This window comes from Woeseia oceani (assembly GCF_001677435.1).
In the GTDB taxonomy this organism is placed as follows: domain Bacteria; phylum Pseudomonadota; class Gammaproteobacteria; order Steroidobacterales; family Woeseiaceae; genus Woeseia; species Woeseia oceani.
In genome coordinates, this window is sequence record NZ_CP016268.1 from 215,160 (window position 1) to 231,430 (window position 16,271).

The following is a 16,271-nucleotide window of genomic DNA, read 5'->3' on the forward strand; positions in this document are numbered from 1 at the left end:
TCAGCACGGCTTGTGGACCCGTTCACTGATGTCGCCCATCGACGTCCACCAGAGCGTATCGCCGTAGCGCTGACGCAAGGTGGTGAACAGCAAGTCGAGGTAATTGCAGTACAGATCGTCGAGGCCGTCGGCCATCGTATGCCCGCCGCCGGTTTTGAATATGTGCGCCTTGATCGACAGCAGACCACCGTTATCGATGATGTCGAAGGCGCGTTGCGGCGTGGACGTTGCCTGAAAGTTCGCGCTGAAGTGCAGCAACCGGTTATGCGCGAGCTCCTGTGGAAAAAGCAGTGAGACTCCGCGCAGACCGCTCATGGCCGTTTGTGCGTCAGGGGAAACCGGTGTTAGCAGATCGCGACCCGAGCTGACGTAACGAAACGATTCATCGCCCAGCGCCTGGATCAACGCTTGCGGCAAATTCCATGCAGGTGGCTGGAAGCCGCCGGAATGTTTGAGTCCGGCGTTCATAAAGATGTCGAGGCCTTGCCGCAACATACCCGCACATTCGAGCTGACCCTGCTCCTGAAACTCAACAGCAAAGCGCGGGCCACGGTGCAAATGGTGCAGGCCGTGCATTGCGATCTCGGTGCGTGGCAGGGCATTCAGGTAGTCGACAAACGCCGCGTGCCGGTCGACGCGCATCTTTCCCTCCGGATGCAGGGTCGGCCAGATGATGTGTTCGCGCACGATCGGAATACGGGTGAGTAGGGAAGGCCGGCGCACCAGTCCGCGCGGTCGCCAGTCGGGCGTTACGAATAGCGTGACTTTGAGTTGCGGATGCCGGTGCAGCATCGTCTCCACCCGGCCCAGCGCACCGTCGCCCAGATCACCGCCGGTTTCGTAATCGTCTTGCGATGTCGCCGGGTGCACGTCGTCGATGCTGAAACAGACAGCGGCAGTCTTGCCAGGCGGCAGCCAGTCAGGCGGTGAGGAAGGCGCGTTCATGCGGTTGAGAATACCCATGTCACCCTGACTGGCCAAAGAATTCAGTGCGTTACTGGGAAGCACGTCACTCTCGTGCGGTTTCGGGAGTGCAGCACTGGGATTGCTATCGATCAGGCAAAGCGCCGCGACATGTATTAGAATCCCGGCTCGATTTGCTCAGGCCCGTACGCCTTCGTCAGGCCCGACCGCCGAGCAACACCGTCCCAAGGCGCCCGTAGCTCAGCTGGATAGAGTACTGCCCTCCGAAGGCAGGGGTCAGAGGTTCGAATCCTCTCGGGCGCGCCATTTTTCCCCTTAAACTTCAGAGTGTTATAAACGGTCCTCCTAAGCCGTTCCGACCACTGTCCTTATTTGCGTGAGATTTGCGTGAGGGGCAATTCGTAGCACCGTATTGGGTCTACGAACGCACACTTTTTCCGCCGCTTCGATGAGTCGTGCGATGTCCGGTGCCGAGTAGTGGGTTGTCATACGATCGGACTTGTGCCCTAACAAATCCTGACGATCCTCAAAACTAACACCCGCTGCACGCAGCCGATGCCCAAACGTATGCCGCAGGTCGTGTGCACGAACACTCGGCAAACCGGCTCGCGTCCTCGCCCGCTTCCACGCGGAATTGAGGATGCTCTTGATCGGATTGCCTCGATAAGTGAACACGAACTCGGCATGCCTACCCCGTTGTTCGTCGACAACGCGATGAGCAATGGTGTTGAGCACGACCACTCGTTCCTGACTGTTTTTGGTCTGGAACTGCTCGTTGATGGGCAAAATAAACACGCTCGTGTTGAGCTCGGGCAACTGCACTTCCCAATTCCATCGGAGTTGCAGCACTTCCTGTTTCCTACAACCGGTGTTCACCTTATACAAGGCTATACGTTGCAGGTGCGAAGGCAGCTCCTGGAAGAATCGGTCTTGCTCTTCCCAGCTCAAGGGATACGGTTTTTTTACCGGTCCCTGCTCCATCTCGATTAGCGGTGGCGCTTCCAACCACGACATGCCGTTGTCGTGCCGCCAGACTCTGGCGGCCAAGTTCAGGATGCGCCGTATGCAGCTCAATTCCTTGTTGATCGTGCCGGCTGAAACGCCGTCTGCGCGACGGGCCCGGCGATACTGGGCAAGGGTGTCGTTGTGAATGCGATCCAACCGCAACTGCCCAATGTGTGGCATGGCCCGATCCAACGAATAGATGTCTCGTTGCAGGCTCTTCTTGTGCTGGTAATCCTCAAGGTACTTGAGGGCTGCTTGCTGAAACGTCCTTGTCGGTCGAATGCCGTAAACCGTAGCTTGACGAACTTCCTCCATGCGCAGCGCTAGGTATCGCTCCGCCTCATTGAGGTCACTCGTGCCACAGCTTTCGACCAATCTTCCGTATCCTTTGATTCTCTTGTCAATGCACCAAATTTGGCCTCTTTTCTGGAGGCCGGGTGATCTTCTGCGTCCCATATCGAACTCCTTTTGGCGGGACGCCCGTTGCGAGACTTATAGTCCTCCACCCAGGCATCCAATTCAAGTCGGTCGAAAGCAATCCCGCGACTACCGATCGGGATTTTGGTGAGGTGTGGTCTTACTTCGGCGTTGAAGCGATTGCGGTCCATGCCAAGGTAAAATGGCGCATCGCGAAAGCGGATGAATCGCGGAAGGAGCTGGATTGCCAAAGTCGTGGCGGGTTTTACACTGTCCGTTGACACGCCATGGTTACCTCGTTGTGGGTGGTTTTCGTGATTGGTGTGGGTCACTTGCGTTCGGACGCAGCGTTTTGATCGACTCACTCCCAGTTTCCAAGCGCTACTAGTTCGCCGTCTTAGTACAATCTAATTGGCACCGCCTGAGGTCTCGAAATTCATCGAGCATTGAGGTGTAGGTGCCGAGAGAGTCTTGGTCGCGCGATGAACGGATCAGCGTGTATAGGCACGTGATAGCCACGCAGAGGCGAATAGTTCCGCGTGAACCGGAGCTTACCTGTGTACGAATCGTGTGTTGGCCAAATTCAGGCCGAGATTAACCGCGCCGGCATTCAAGTGCCTGCTGAGAAGGCATAGATACGCGAAGTGGGGTCGGCGACTATTGCCTCGGCGCCTGTTTCACGACCCTTTAATGGCGCTCCGGGCTCCGCATACTCCGGGAGCCGTGCTGCCGCCTTATCGTGGGGCGGAAGTGGTTTAACGGCGAAAACAGTAATCCCGAATTTTTGCGCTGGCAAGCTAAAAGTGGGACAAAAAATATGCCCCAGTTTGCATTCTGATCACTCAATTGATTGAGAGGTGTGGCGAACACCTCGATTGTTCGCTCACTTGTGACAATATTTGTGATTGATCGGAAACGATGTCAGCAAAGAATGGCCAATCGAAGAGCTCAATTGGAGCAACAGACTGGTCGAACTCCGCCTTGGATGCGCTGGAACGGTCATTGCGGCGTATGATAGCCAGTCTAATGCTCACGAACAGAATCGAGAATCGCGATGGTGGCAAAGTCAACTGAAACGTCGTGGAGCACGCGGGGTTCCGAGTGGCACCGCTGGGACCCGCACTTGCACGCTCCGGGAACACTGCGTAACGATCAATTCGGCGGTGACTGGGATACGTACATACGGACAATCGAGACGGCTGACCCTCCTGTTCGTGCGCTAGGCGTCACGGATTATTTTTGTGTCGAAACTTACAAACAGGTTGCCAAGCGAAAGGCCGACGGGCAATTGCTCGGCGTCGATTTCATTTTTCCGAATGTTGAGATGCGCTTGGATATCAAGACGGAGAAAAAACGACCAATTAATCTTCACTTGTTGTTTTCGCCGTCTGATGCAGAACACTGCGCTGAAATCGAGAGAATTCTCGGTCGGCTGGAGTATGAGTATCAGGACCGGACTTATCGTTGCAATCTGGCAGAATTGGAAGCTCTCGGCAGAGCGCACAATCCACAGCTGCAAGATAGCATGGCGGCGCTGCGGGCCGGGGCGAATCAGTTTAAGACTACACTGCCGGCGCTTAAGAAACTGTTCAAGTCGGAAGCATGGCTCCAGAGAAATTGTCTAGTGGCTGTCGCGGGCAGCAGCAACGACGGTACGGCTGGTCTGCAGAAAGACGACTCCTACGCCACAACCAGACAGGAAATCGAACGATTTGCAGACATCATATTCGCAAGTACGCCCAGCCAAATTCAATTCTGGTTAGGCAAGAATCCGGGAGCCGATCGTGACTACATTGAGCGCACGTACCGCTCAGTGAAGCCGTGCATGCACGGTTGTGATGCCCATCAGCCATCGCAAGTGGTAGCGCCTAAGAAGGAACGGAATTGTTGGATAAAGGGTGACCTACACTTTGAATCCCTTCGGCAGGCCGTAATCGAACCCCAGAAACGTGTCTTCATTGGTCCGTTGCCACCTGATCATCATCAAGCGTCCTATACGATCGACAGGGTGGAGACCAATAACGCTTCGTGGCATCAGAACGGCGAGATCGAGCTGAATAGCGATCTGGTCGCAATAATTGGTGCTCGCGGATCAGGCAAAACAGCCCTTGCTGACATGATTGCTGCAGGCACGAATGCAATCGCCCGGTCGCCGGGCGAATCGTCCTTTGTCAAACGCGCGTCTGTGCCTATTGATCATCTGGGAGATGCGATAGTCGAGATTCAGTGGAAAGACGGGACGACACAGGAAGGTTACCTGAATCCAAAGCGGCAAGTTGCTGCGACGGAGACAGATGAAGAGGGCGTACGCTATCTGTCGCAGCATTTCGTGGATCAACTGTGTTCGTCGGCGGGCCTGGCGACGGAGCTTCGAAAGGAAATGGAACGTGTGGTTTTCGAAGCAACCGATCCCACGCAAAGACTTGAGAGCGCTTCGTTTGAGGAACTCGCAAAGGTGTCACTGGAGCCGATACGTCGCCGCCGACAGGAAACAGTCGATACCGTTCTCAGGTTGTCTGATGAAGTTGTAATGGAAGAATCTCTTCTCGAGGAATTGCCAGGTCAGCAAAAATCGCTCGGCATACAGCAAAAACGAATCGAAGCTGATCGCAAGGCCCTAATGGGATTGATGCCGAAGGGAAAGGAACAAAGAGCAAAACGCCTGGCTCGATTTGAAAAAGCACATGCCGAAGTCACGGCAAAAATCGAGGGTTTGGAGCGGCGAAAGAGAAAACTTGGTGATCTTCAAGCAGAGGTTAAGCAAATTGCGACCGTTACCGAGCCGGCACGCCTCGCAGACATGAAGAATCGATATTCTGGGACGGAACTGTCAGCTGAGCATTGGGCCTCATTTGGCATGGGGTTCGAAGGTGACGTAGAAAAAGTCATTAACGAGGCCACTCAAGAAACCGATAAGAAAATCAAGCAGGCGCGCGAAGGCGACCCAGCCAATCCCATCGACCGAAAGAAGACGCCCGAAGGCGCTTGGCCACTAAATGCACTGACAGAGGAGCGCGACAAGTTACGGAAGGACGCAGGGATCGATGCTAACAAGCAGAAGAAATACGAAGCGCTGCAAAAGGCAATTACCCGACAGGAGGCTGCCCTTCGAAAGCTCGCGGCAGGTATTGCCAAGGGGGCTGGAGCAAAGGACCGACGTGCGGCCGCGATTGCATCTCGGCGCAAAGCGTATCTCAACGTGTTTAGCACGCTTATTGAGGAGGAGAATGAACTACGATCACTTTATGCACCGCTGGCAGCACAGCTAACCGAGGCTGCGGGGAGCCTCGCCAAACTCCAGTTTGTGGTGCGTCGGTGTGTTGATCTTGCCGCCTGGGTTGAGGCGGGCGAGGAATTGTTCGATCTTCGCAGATCATCGCGCTTAAGGGGTCGTGGGAGCTTGCTCGCTGAGGCGGAGCAAAGGCTGTTGAGTGCTTGGTCCGTTGGGTCGGCCGACGACGTCGCAGACGCCATGGACGCATTTCGCGCCGAATTTGCAAGAGATCTAGTTGGAGCGATACCCGGCACCATCGAACCAGAAAGCAAAAAGGAGTGGATTCAAACTATCGCTGCCTGGTTGTATGATACATCACATATCAAAATCGAGTATGGAATTACCTACGATAGTGTTGCAATTGAGCAGCTTTCTCCCGGTACACGTGGAATTGTTCTCTTGCTGTTGTTTCTGGTATTAGACAAGCACGACCGTCGTCCATTAATCGTCGATCAACCTGAGGAGAACCTAGATCCTAACTCGGTTTTCGAGGAGCTGGTGCCACACTTTCGTGAGGCCAGCAATCGACGACAGGTTGTCGTAGTTACGCATAACGCGAACCTAGTAGTGAACACCGACAGCGATCAAATCATAGTGGCAAGTTCACGACAGAGCGAAAGCGGCGGTTTACCCAAAATCTCGTACCAGCTCGGATCCCTGGAGAATCCGGACATCCGCAAAGCGGTTTGCGAGATCTTGGAAGGTGGTGAGCGGGCGTTTCTTGAGCGCGAACGCCGCTACCGGCTTCGTTGGGGTGATCAACAGAACTAGCTGGTGTTACTCTCGACCGGCATGACAGAATGCGTTAACTAGTCGCTGGCAGTACAGAAGATCATCATCCTCGCCGACGCGGCGCATCGCGTAGGACAAGCTACTTTCCGGTGGACCGGGGTCGAGAGACTCGAAAAGTGTTGTCATTCGCTCGGCCGGGATGTTTCCGGCGCATCGGGCGACATCAATTCCAAGCAATCTTGCGCTCGCGAGCGGGTAGTCGAAATCGTCATCAAGCCAGTCGGCGTACTCTTCTATCACGCGAGCAATGTTGTCGAGATCCAGATAGCGTTCCATCAATAACCGTAGATCGTATGCATCGCGGTCACCACGAATCAAACCACGGTCGCGCCACGCGGCTAGCTTTAGAAGCGCTTGACCTGCGGGTGACGCGACGTGAATTTCAAGGACCGGTGCTCGGCTCACTAGGAGTTTCCAACTGTCGGCATACGCATCTGTAAAGCCGATGACGGATAGTACTTCGTTGAAGTGCGGCGGCCAGCAGATTTCGCCATCATCAGATTCGATCGCGCCGAATGGGATCAGATCGATAGGCACACCGCTCTCGTGAAAGAACCGGTGTTGCTGATCTTCTGGGCAATGCCAGTTTCTTCGCTTAAGCAAGTGCACCAGGCGTTCGAGTTCTTCCCAATCGGCGACACGGATACCGAAGTCAATATCCCGAGTTGCGCGTCCCGCGTTAATGCCGAACCCCCAATCCAAAATCATGTCGCGGGCCATTGCACCGACGACGAGGAACTCAATATTGCTGTCCGCGGCCAGTTCAGCAAGGTCAGTCAGGACCGTTGCGATAGGCCGATCAATCTTCGCGGATATGTCGAGCAACATGCTCGTCGTAAACCATGCGGGCCAGTTCGGCATTTCTTGCGTCACCGGTTGCGATTAGGTCGGCATACACCAACAGTGGGGGTACAATCTGGAGCGCTTTTTCCGGATAGTCGAAATGCCAGAATTGCTTTACAATCTCGACGTTGCCGTCGGGCACCTTCTGTAAACGATTCTCGAGCAGTAGTGTCGCCGGAACTTTGTCGGCATAGAGGGTGACGTCTTGCGGCTTTAGGTAGTGGGTCAGACGATCAGCGGCGATCTCTCCACCCCAGTACGCACGATGCGCCGCAATGTCGGTATCTTGCCACCATCGATCATGCGTTGTCGTATATCGGCCGAGTATCAGCTTCTCGCGAAGCCGGGCGGGGTAGTTCTCTACCCATAGATCTGTCAGGGCTCGCTTGTTGATCAGGCGCCGGGTTTTTGGTGTCGGTTCGATGAGGTAGCCGCCGTCGCGCAAGTCTCCCATAATCCAGGCGACCCCACCTAAGGCGATACCGGCGACCTCGGCTTGTTGCCGATAAGGTTTTTGTTCCAAGCCGGGTTGATTCAGCAGCGCAAAGATCAGTTTGAGTCCGGTCGGTTGGAACAGCCGTACGCGAGGCTTGGCGGTGGGAAGAATGTCCGGCTTGTTACCCGTCGCGAATACGTAGATGGGTGGTTCGTTTACGTACGTGTTACCGGCGGTATCAATGAACGGAATGTTGCGCCGTCTGAGTCGGTCGGCTTGCTGGGGATTGACGTAGTCGGTCACCAGCATGGTCGGTGTGGGATCTTCGGCCAGCCTAGCGGCCAGCAGCGCGACGGTTTGTTTGTTGAGATACCGTTTTATCTCGACCCGATACGCAGTTGGGGTGGGAGCCTTGTTAAGGCGGATGAGGAGGTCCGCACCGGGTCCAGGTTCAATAGCGGTCAGATCAAGCCCTGTTCTTTCCCCTACGAGCTGAATGGCCGTATCGAGGAGGGCGTTTGGTTGGGCGGTGTTGACCTGCATATGTTCAGTTTCCACCGGTGTTCATTATTAATGAACATAGCATATTGTTGAACGAAAGCCAACGTTCACTGAAACTTGCTGTTCATAAATAATGAACGACGACACATAGTGAACGCCTAGAATCCTAATTTGAAAACTTTATCGTCGGGTGAAAACCCTCAACGTGGCTTGGTCCGGAGGTATATATACCTCCGGACCAAGCCGACGAGGAATTACAATTCCATTCTCCTGACATCCATCGCAAGGTATATATACCTTGCGATGGATGTCAGGGCAGTGCTTTTTGGAAGGTATCAAGGACGCTTCTCTCAGGTGCCTCCACATAACTATCGAGTACCGATTCACCGATGACAGAATTTCGCTTGCCGCCGTTCGAAACTGCCGCGTTGCTGGTTAAAGACAAACTGAGAGCCTCCGGACTCGGGATATTTTCCCTATCCGCGCTTCGATGTTTGGTTGACGCGGCGATCACGCCCTGGCCGTACGATGGGCGCCGCCCAAGCAGCAGCCAGGTAATCGAGAAACTGATTGAAGAAAAGGTCATTCGCCATTTGATCGTCAAAAGCCACGGATACACAGACATCAGTCGCTACGCATTTGGCTCGATTTCCATAATGGAGCTCGCAGCCAGCCTAAAGTCCAACGCCTACCTGTCTCACTGGAGTGCGGCGAATATTCACAGTCTCAGCCAACTGCGCTCACCGACGATCTACGTCAACAAAGAACAGTCGAAAAAACCACCGCCGAAAGGACCGCTATCGCAAGCTGCGATAGATCGGGCATTCGCTAATCGGCAGCGGCGCTCAAAATTCGTCTTTGAGTACGAAGCACAGACCTTCACGATCCTGAACGGCAAACACACTGAACACAGTGGCGTAATTGAGGTACCTATTGGTAGCCGGGACATTCGAGTGACTAATGTTCCACGAACGCTAATTGACATTACGGTACGCCCAGGATACGCAGGCGGCGTCACTCATGTTGCAGAGGTCTTCAGGTCCGCGGTCGATAAGATCGACATCGACGCACTGCTGCAAACGTTACAGGACATTGATCACAAGTACCCGTTCCATCAAGCGCTCGGCTACTATCTGACATTGGCCGGCATTCCGCAGTCGCAGCTCGCGCCACTCAGAGCTATTGGAATTAAGCACAAATTCTATCTCGACTATGGCATGAGCAATCCACGTTTGGATGACACCTGGCAGGTTTACGTGCCAGCGGATCTAACAAAGGTGGCGAGTTGAATACAGATAGCAGAAATCGACCTCATGGAACATGGCGTCATTGCTGATCAATTACGGCGTTGTCTCGATAAGGATTAGCTTTCGGTATTAGAGGATTCATTTCAGGCGATGTTCAGCTACGATGATGGCGTCGATGTCTTGCGCTTCGACGTCAAACACCATCGCCATGAAGCAGCCGTACACGATCATTACCGCAGACGCCTATTGCAACGTATGACACTGCATAATTCGACTTGTGTCCACCGACCTTCGCTGCTTGCCATTCCGCTAGTTGAAGGGGATGCGCTCCGTTCACTCGAAAGCACCTGTGATGCTGTCATTCGATATCTGCATTCGGCGTTCGGCGCTGATCCGTATGTCGCCATGTAGGTACTGGACATAAAGCTAGCTGTGCCGTCCAGCGAAACGGAACTGTTCGACGCACTTCGTCTTCTGCGTGACATGCCACTGGACCTGATTGCCATTTCAGACGATCTGACACTCAGTGACACGGTCAATGTCCCGTTCACAAAGACCATCATGCATTACCCGGCGCTGATCCATGTCTACGAGCAGTTGCTTCAGCGGGCCACCGTAGCTGAACTGGACACGCAATCGACGCTCATCAAGGGCAATGCGCCATTTGGGCATTTGATGGATCATCTTGATGAATTGCTTGCGGCGGAAAATAGTTTCAGAATCGACGCAGAAATCCTGCAGGTCATTCGGGAACTTCGAATAGCTCTATTCAAGGAGCTTCGCACGTTGAGCGCCGTTAGCACACGAACCGTCATCGACATGATTGTTGATCATCGTGCGGGAAGCGATCTAGGTAGTTTTCGTGCAAAGAAAAGGTAGCTCAAGGATAATGAATTGGTGTCCGAGCCGGCACGCAAGAGTTTGCTTGAGGTATAGGATTTGGGGGGCAGCAGCACATAGGGGATACAACCCGAGCACAGTGCACCTTGAAACAGATTGATGGTGCTCGGTCGTCTGGTTGCGGACGTTTATACGATGCCAGATCGAATCGACGAAATGAAACGAGATAAACCATCGCGTTCTTGATCCGGGCAGCGGAATAAGCAGCTCAAATAGATGACAATGCAATAGCGTCCGGAGCCTTGACGAATCGTAACGATACTGAACTACGCTTTCGTGTGTGAGCATCTGCAGACTGCGCGCTCGTGCGTAGGGACAGTACGTACGAAGTGTCGGAACTTGTAAACGTAGATAAACGCAAGGAAACGCGAGGCCACCCTAGGCTCACTATCAGAGCACTGATTTTGCCAGTGATGCGAATTCGCGGTATCATCGCTAGCAATTGATACCTGCTTGTTACTTCGGCCAACCGCGCAATTGAAAGGTCGGTGAAGCGTCAAGATCACAGCGCAGGTTGCCAATTTACAGGCGTCTTAAAGGGTTCGGCAGCAGACGCATGTGGCGCAACGCCACTGGATCCCTCCTTCCTTCATCATCGAATGAGCTTCCGGCGAGCATACCAGCTGGGCAATTCACATCGGTGACTTCGTATAGATCGCGATCGGTCCCCTAGCATGTTATTTAGGATCGCGCCGCCGGCACTCGCGCCTATGTGCGTCATCACTTGTTGTTGATTGACGTGCGGCGTTGGCCATTGCGTTGACGATTCACTTTGATCTTTTGGTCCGTGTTCGATTTCAGAGTGAAATCGAACCTGACCCTATTTCGCAATTCCATTGCGGCAGCCGGACAACTGACACTCTATCGGATCCTGGGTTCGTACGCCGCGATCCCATTCAGGATCCGATGGGAGGTAACCATGCCAATGGACAACGTCAGTCAACTGGACAAAGAACGCGACGCGCTGCAAGCCGTGTACGGTCTGTACATGCGGCACCGCCAGCTGGCCGAACTGATGGGCATCTCGGCGAAGAGTTTGAGTAACACCATGCGTCGTTCGCAGGAACCCAACATCGTGTACTTGCGGCGCAATACGGTGCGACTAGGCCGGCGAATTCGATACCCGGTGCACTGCGTCGCTGAGGCCCTGGTGCTCAACGATGAGGAACTGGCGCGTCGATTGCAGGCGCGCGAAGAGGGAGGGTCAGCCGATGCGCAATGATCAATTCCCGATGCAGGAGTTTTTCGCGTTCGTGTTGTGGTTTCTTAAAGAGGATTACCTCACCGCGAACGAGTGCACCGCATTGGTGTATCTCGGATGCCTGGCGGACCAAAACGGCTGTGGACATGTGCAGTTTGTGAAAATGTCGAAGCGATTCGGCCGCGTGCCCAACTGCTGTCGTCGGTATTTCCGTCGAGCAATGCGGCACGGTGTGATCGAACGCTGGAAGCCGGACGGCGAAGGTGGTGCGGCATTTCGGCTGTTTGTGCCGCCGGTGGATACGAACGAGGTCTCCAACGAACAAGTTTCATGCGCGCTGGTCGCTAACCAGCACCCCGCCGACTGATTGTCGGCACCCCAGTGCTCTGCCGTTAATCATGAGCACGGGTCCTTGACCCAACGGCACCCCAACGATTGTCGGGCCTTCTGGCGCTGCAATCGAGACCGATTCGATCAACGAGGCGTTCTGCCGCCGTTATCGGATTGCAACGGACGTTTGGCGCAATGCGATCGCGACAGCTTGCGATTCCTTGACCCAGCACGACCGTTCTGCGCCGGTCTCTAGGATCGCGAAGCGGCTTAGAGACGGCGGCGACTGGGCCAGCAATTGGTCCTGCAATCAACGGGTTAGTTGCGCCAGTCGGCGTGCAAACTCGATATCGGACACTGAGCCGGCAAGGCTTCTCGCGAAGAAGTTGCGCCACCACTCGCCCCACCGCTCGCTCGAGCGGCCCAAGGGTGTCCCGGCTCAGATCAGTCCGTGCGATTCCGCAAACGGCGTTCGTCGTTTGCCGCAGCCACACCGCGACCGGCGGTCCATCCGGTTTAAGACTCAACAGTTTGCGGGGCAGCTTGTGGTTGCAATTTGAGTGGGAGATGGACATGCGAAAAGTGGGTGGTGGACGAAATTTCGGTTGGGGCAAGCAAATGCAATGGGCGGGCAAGCAAGCGCTTCGCGCAGCATTTGGCGGCGGACACTATGGGACGGTGGCCAGTCATACGGCGCGCTGGCGCAAGTTCTGTCAATGGGCTCGCGAACAGGGTGTTCGCGATGCGCGCGACGTTTCACGCTCTGAGCTGGCCCAGTTTGCCGAGCACCTGTCACAGCAAACGTCCAGCGGCATGAGCAATGGCTATGCCAAGAATCAGCTAAGCTCGGTCAACGTCGTGCTCGAATCGCTGCGCGGCGATCGGGCCTTGTGGGTCAGGCCGAGCGACTACATCGGTCAGCGGTCGAGCGTTCGCACCGATGCACCCGTCGGCCTGGATCGTGCGAAGCTGCAGCCGGTCGTCGAGGAACTGAGCGCCCAAGGTAAGCAGAACGTCGCGGCGGTCGCATTGCTGTGTCGGGAATTCGGGTTGCGACGCAAGGAGGCATCGCTTCTCGACCTGCGGCTTGCCCGTCATCAGGCTGAGCAGTTGGGTCGGATCAACGTGACCGCCGGCACCAAGGGCGGCCGGGGTCGAAGTGTCGATCGCTGGGTCCCGGCGACGGATGCGGGGCGGCATGCCATCCAGTTCGCCGAGCGTGCCGCTGGCAGTAAAATCACTCTGATTCCAGCTGACGTTAATCTGGCGCAGTGGCTCAGCGCTGTGTCGAAGCATTGGAGGCGAAGTGCCGGTCCCCTGAACGGCGGATCGCTGCGCGATCTTCGAGCCGCGTACGCTTGCGATCGTTACGCCCACCTGACGGGCGCACCGGCGCCGGTGGTCGCCGGCCAGCGCATCGCCGATGCGGCCGATGATCAAGCCGCGCGAGTGGTGTTGTCGCAGGAACTGGGACACGGTCGACCCTCCGTCCTGGTTTCGTACATCGGGTCGTCCGGATGAGTGGGCCGAGAAACGCCGACCAGGCGGGCCGCCTGGCGGTGCAGGTACTCAAGCGATCTCTTCCAGGGCATTCGGACACGGTTCACCGCGAATGCCAGCGCGCCGCGGGAATTGCCGCTGTGATTTGGAGGCGCTGGCACGTCGGGCCGTGGCAATGGAAATGCAAACACGTTCGCTGGTTCCTGGAGCATGGGATGAGCCAATATCAGGGCTGGACGCGCTACCGTTACTGGCTAACAGTCGAGCAGCTGCTGCAAGCCATCGAGCGACTTGAGGACTGGCGACCCAGGTTGAACGGGCCGTGGAGATCGCCGCAAGAGCGCCGGTAACGCGATCGCTGTTTGGTCTGGTGCCACACTTGTCAACTTCCCGTCGGCTGATTTGGGAATCTATACGTCGCCAGTAGTGTGAAGACCGGCGTACCGACTTCCGGGAACGCCAAGCAATGTCTCATGACTATTGTCTGTGGTCTTCCGGTCAATGGCGTAGTACAGAATAACGGGTTCAGCGGCTTTTTAGGGGACTACCATGACCGAGGATCTTTCAGCCACTGCAGAACTAGACGAACCGGATATTCCCGAGTTCTTCGATCTCCATGAGAGCATCGATCTCCCGCTACGTCGGGCGACGGGTGTCATCGACCTGATTGCGACGAGTCCGGACAGCGACGATTGTGTGAGGACCGCCGCAGACGGTGCAGGCGACTGGCTGAGGCAAGCCAAGACGGCCGTTGACGGGTTACACGACTGGTGGGTGCAGCAACAGGGGTGACGGCTGAGCGGAGGTCGCGCTGTGGATCTGCAAGGAATGGTGAACCAAAAAGGGCCTTTTCTTGTGCCGGAAGCTGACCCATCTGTCAGCCGCTGGTTCATTGCACGCGTTGCTTTTAGCCTGGCCTGGGACGGGCCATTTTTCAAGACGCAAATGCAGCTTCGTTGACTCGCAATATCCGGGCTGCATACGGCACCGTTCCGAGTTTACGATCAACCGGTCTGGTGCGCGACGCGGGCAACAGGAACGCTGGCGCGGGTATCGGAACGGCCTCCGGCGGTCGCCAAACTCAGGTCCTGGAGGCACTTTGGCACGAAACGGCGGTCGATGAACGATGAATCGGCCTCTGTCTGATGCAAGCCGAAGGCAGTTCCCATCCAACAGGACTGAACGGCCAAACCCGAGAAAGATGCGGCACCGGTCCCGCTGGAATCCGTATCTGCCGGCAGGGTACCGAGATCGAAGCCCCACCGTATCGTTCACACCGTCGCTGATCACCTGTCACATCCCATTTCTGGGTATTTCGACCAGATTCTCCCTTTGATGGGGGGCGGTGCAGCCGGGTAGGGTTTTCCATGAAGCGCTTTCGCCGAGGCTCGCAGGAGGACGAGCTCGTGCGGTTACGGAGAATGAGAATATGCGCTATTTGAATCCCGAAACCCAGTTGAACCAATCGCTGATCGGTTACGTGTTGCGGTGCTCAGCGACCAAGTCGGTCAAGGCCCTGACGACCATGGGCATTGAGCCCGAGGACTTGCGTGACTTTCTGCAACTGAACGGGGAAGACCTGGCGCGCCTGGCGATGGTGAATGAGCCGCTCTTCAAAATCCAGTTTGACCAAGCGCTGTGGCGGCGCAAAAAATCCGCGGTCCTCCAGTCGGGTGCTGATCGCGAGTTGCGTGATGCGCTTATTGCGGCGGGCGCGCCGCGCGCCATGATCGAGCGCTGGTGGCCCATGCGCCACGAGGTTTACGCCTATCTGCGTCGCTCGTGGGGCAGCTGCGGCACGGGGCGCCCGCGCGTGGCGACGGAGTCGGAAGAGGACCGGTTGTGGCGGGAGTGGTCGGCGATAGCAGCAGGACGTGCGTTCGAGACGCTGGGTGCACGGGACTACCTGGAACTCCACCGTCGTACTGACATCGATCTGGGGGTCTGCTGGTCAACGACGAACCGCTGGATCAGCGACGGTCACCCCGGTCGCTCGGAACGCCGGGTAGGGACCTAGCCATGGTATCGCCGACACCGGAGGCGGATAACGAGGACGCGCGGAACGCCGCAGAGATTGACCATCCGGCGTTGCTGGAAGCAGAGCAACGCATGCAGGAGGTGCTCCCAGTGCCCGTGCGGGTCGTCAGCGCCACGCCATTTGCCGCGCGCCCGGGTGTGCTGCGCGGCGCCTCGACGCTGACGGTCAAGACCTACTTGGCGCAGCAGCTGGTGTTCGGCCGCCCCGCGAGCCGCGGGCGTGACGCCAAGCGAGGCATCATTGGCCTCGTCGGCTTCGCCGGCATGCTGACGCAGTTGTTTTCCGGTTCAAAGCTCGACGACCCGTACGCCGACAAATGGCTGCTGGACATTGAAGCGGCGATCGATGCGGCGGTTGCGGAGCTCGCAGACGCTCGTCGTACCGTTGCCGAGGCACTTGCTGAGCGCGTCGACGTGCAACACAGCATCGCGCAGTCGGTCAAGCCGCTGCAGGTACCGCTATTCTTCTCCAACCAATTCGCGTATCGCGGCGCCTATCTCGTTAATGACTTCGACAATTTGGTGTGCGCGATCCAGACCACGAAACACGTCGCCCTTTTCACGGCGGAAGAAAGCAATGCCTTGATCCAAAGTAGCAGCAAGACCGTACGTCGCACGTTTGCTTCCGCCAATGGCTACCGCTACACAGGCGTCTCGCGTGCCGATATTGCGCACGGGACCGCCAGAGCGGCCGAGGCACTGCAACGCTGGGGCGAACTGCCCGTGGGGATACTGGACGGTTCCCAGCGGGCCGAGTATGGGCCGGCGTTGCCCACGGACTCGTTCGCACATCGGTTCGCAGCCGAGTCCGCAGCCGAAGCCAAGGCCGCCGCGCGTGGTGACTGAGAGCGGTGTCGCCATTGC

14 protein-coding genes and 1 tRNA gene are annotated in these 16,271 nt (G+C 56.3%); 11 read left to right on the forward strand and 4 right to left on the reverse strand.

Features of this window, described 5'->3' with window-relative positions; translation table 11 throughout:
* The gene (locus BA177_RS00960; protein ID WP_156762627.1) at window positions 1–1,008 is read right to left on the reverse strand and encodes a DUF2334 domain-containing protein; all 1,008 of its coding nucleotides are present in this window, start codon (window positions 1,006–1,008) and stop codon (window positions 1–3) included.
* A 145-nt stretch (window positions 1,009–1,153) separates the two neighbouring features.
* On the opposite strand from BA177_RS00960, the gene BA177_RS00965 reads away from it, so the two are divergent.
* Window positions 1,154–1,230, forward strand: a tRNA-Arg gene (locus BA177_RS00965).
* Window positions 1,231–1,269: 39 nt separating this feature from the next.
* Here BA177_RS00965 and BA177_RS00970 read toward each other — a convergent pair.
* Complete coding sequence (locus BA177_RS00970; protein ID WP_197493252.1) at window positions 1,270–2,304, reverse strand: tyrosine-type recombinase/integrase; 1,035 nt, start codon at window positions 2,302–2,304, stop codon at window positions 1,270–1,272.
* Window positions 2,305–3,400: 1,096 nt separating this feature from the next.
* On the opposite strand from BA177_RS00970, the gene BA177_RS00975 reads away from it, so the two are divergent.
* Entirely contained in the window at window positions 3,401–6,391 is a 2,991-nt protein-coding gene (locus tag BA177_RS00975) for a TrlF family AAA-like ATPase (RefSeq protein ID WP_068611933.1), read from the forward strand.
* 6 nt (window positions 6,392–6,397) lie between these two features.
* Here the strand turns inward: BA177_RS00975 and BA177_RS00980 are convergent, their stop codons facing one another.
* Complete coding sequence (locus tag BA177_RS00980; protein WP_082989738.1) at window positions 6,398–7,273, reverse strand: nucleotidyl transferase AbiEii/AbiGii toxin family protein; 876 nt, start codon at window positions 7,271–7,273, stop codon at window positions 6,398–6,400.
* On the reverse strand, window positions 7,212–8,249 hold the full coding sequence (locus tag BA177_RS00985) for a type IV toxin-antitoxin system AbiEi family antitoxin (RefSeq protein ID WP_156762628.1): 1,038 nt from the start codon (window positions 8,247–8,249) through the stop codon (window positions 7,212–7,214). The genes BA177_RS00980 and BA177_RS00985 overlap by 62 nt, the downstream gene beginning before the upstream one ends.
* 332 nt (window positions 8,250–8,581) lie before the next feature.
* Between BA177_RS00985 and BA177_RS00990 the strand changes: the two genes are divergently transcribed.
* The 9 genes from BA177_RS00990 (at window position 8,582) to BA177_RS01030 (ending at window position 16,253) form a co-directional block, all read left to right on the forward strand.
* Entirely contained in the window at window positions 8,582–9,481 is a 900-nt protein-coding gene (locus BA177_RS00990) for a type IV toxin-antitoxin system AbiEi family antitoxin domain-containing protein (RefSeq protein WP_068611938.1), read from the forward strand.
* A gap of 390 nt (window positions 9,482–9,871) precedes the next feature.
* Window positions 9,872–10,318, forward strand: a complete 447-nt coding sequence (locus BA177_RS00995; RefSeq protein ID WP_068611941.1) for a hypothetical protein — start codon at window positions 9,872–9,874, stop codon at window positions 10,316–10,318.
* Between the two features lie 946 nt (window positions 10,319–11,264).
* The gene (locus BA177_RS01000; RefSeq protein ID WP_197493254.1) at window positions 11,265–11,561 is read left to right on the forward strand and encodes a hypothetical protein; all 297 of its coding nucleotides are present in this window, start codon (window positions 11,265–11,267) and stop codon (window positions 11,559–11,561) included.
* On the forward strand, window positions 11,551–11,907 hold the full coding sequence (locus BA177_RS01005) for a hypothetical protein (protein WP_068611945.1): 357 nt from the start codon (window positions 11,551–11,553) through the stop codon (window positions 11,905–11,907). Before BA177_RS01000 ends, BA177_RS01005 begins: the two co-directional genes overlap by 11 nt.
* Before the next feature lie 536 nt (window positions 11,908–12,443).
* A complete protein-coding gene (locus tag BA177_RS01010) occupies window positions 12,444–13,391 on the forward strand; it encodes an integrase domain-containing protein (RefSeq protein ID WP_068618682.1) in 948 nt (315 codons plus the stop codon).
* 194 nt (window positions 13,392–13,585) lie between these two features.
* A complete protein-coding gene (locus BA177_RS18995; protein ID WP_257739292.1) occupies window positions 13,586–13,720 on the forward strand; it encodes a hypothetical protein in 135 nt (44 codons plus the stop codon).
* Between the two features lie 199 nt (window positions 13,721–13,919).
* A complete protein-coding gene (locus tag BA177_RS01020; RefSeq protein WP_068611949.1) occupies window positions 13,920–14,162 on the forward strand; it encodes a hypothetical protein in 243 nt (80 codons plus the stop codon).
* Window positions 14,163–14,799: 637 nt separating this feature from the next.
* Window positions 14,800–15,387 carry an STY4526/YPO1902 family pathogenicity island replication protein gene (locus tag BA177_RS01025; protein ID WP_068611951.1) on the forward strand — a complete coding sequence of 196 codons (588 nt, stop codon included), beginning with the start codon at window positions 14,800–14,802 and terminating at the stop codon, window positions 15,385–15,387.
* A gap of 2 nt (window positions 15,388–15,389) precedes the next feature.
* A complete protein-coding gene (locus BA177_RS01030) occupies window positions 15,390–16,253 on the forward strand; it encodes a PFL_4669 family integrating conjugative element protein (protein ID WP_068611954.1) in 864 nt (287 codons plus the stop codon).
* Window positions 16,254–16,271 lie beyond the last annotated feature (18 nt).